This is a genomic window from Campylobacter felis, from assembly GCF_030250085.1.
GTDB classification, from domain to species: domain Bacteria; phylum Campylobacterota; class Campylobacteria; order Campylobacterales; family Campylobacteraceae; genus Campylobacter_D; species Campylobacter_D upsaliensis.
In genome coordinates this window covers 1-1,076 of sequence record NZ_JANURX010000037.1, presented here as the reverse complement: position 1 = coordinate 1,076, position 1,076 = coordinate 1, and the positions used below count along the sequence as shown (strand labels likewise).

The 1,076-nt window shown below is 38.8% G+C and carries 1 rRNA gene; it reads right to left on the bottom strand.

The annotated features are described in order from the left end of the window. Window positions 1–562: ribosomal RNA gene (locus tag NYG92_RS09115) — 23S ribosomal RNA — on the bottom strand; the annotation flags it as partial. Between the last annotated feature and the right edge of the window lie 514 nt (window positions 563–1,076).

Below are 1,076 nucleotides of genomic sequence, written 5' to 3'. Positions count from 1 at the left end.
ATAGGGCTCTGAATGATTGTAAGCAAATGGTTTCAGGTTCTATTTCACTCGGCTCACCGCCGTTCTTTTCACCTTTCCCTCACGGTACTTGTTCGCTATCGATCTGGTAGTAGTATTTAGGGTTGGATAGTGGTCTACCCAGCTTCAGACAGGATTTCGCGTGTCCCGCCCTACTCAGGATACTGCTAGCTAAGGTTAGGTTTTCGCATACGGGACTATCACCCTCTATGGCTACACTTTCCAGAGTGTTCTGCTAACCTTCGCCCTTGCACATTGCAGTCCTACAACCCCCAGTGCAAGCACTGGGTTTGCCCTCTTACGCTTTCGCTCGCCGCTACTGACGCAATCTCTTTTGATTTCTTTTCCTGAGGGTACTAAGATGTTTCAATTCCCCTCGTTCGCTCCGTATCGGTAAGATATATCTCTATATCTTGGGTTGCCCCATTCGGAAATCTAGGCATCAAAGCTTCTTGACAGCTCCACCTAGCTTATCGCAGTCTAGTACGTCCTTCATCGCCTCTACCAGTCAAGGCATCCACCATTCGCTCTTAGTAGCTTACCTTTTTATGTTCTTTTAGCGTATGGGCAAAGCCCATACTAAGAAGCAAAGCTAAAGGCCTACCCCGCCAAGCCTAATAAAATATTAAGCTTAACTAGAAGTTACCTTAACTTATTTCCTTAAACTAAAAAAGTTTTATAACATAATAAACTTATTGTGTTATGTTTGATTCTAAAACGCATCACTTCCTTGCTAAAGTTTAATGATAAAAGAGCTATATTATAAATTGAAACTATATATTTAAAGATAGGTTCATTATATATGAAGACGGAAAGTGTTTAATCTTTAGTTCATATAAACGCAAAGTCAATGTGAAGCTAAAGCGTGTATTAAACTTTATTTCTTTTATCCTTTAACAAGGTTCAGTAAAATTGTTTATTAAAACTTGCTTGTGACTCTTAACAATAATAAGTTAAAGAACGGCTTTCTAAAGGAGTTAAAATGTTGTATTTAGACTTTTTTAGAAAGTGAAAGTCGAAATTATACATAAAGAAGCTTAAGGGAAGATGAAAGTGGG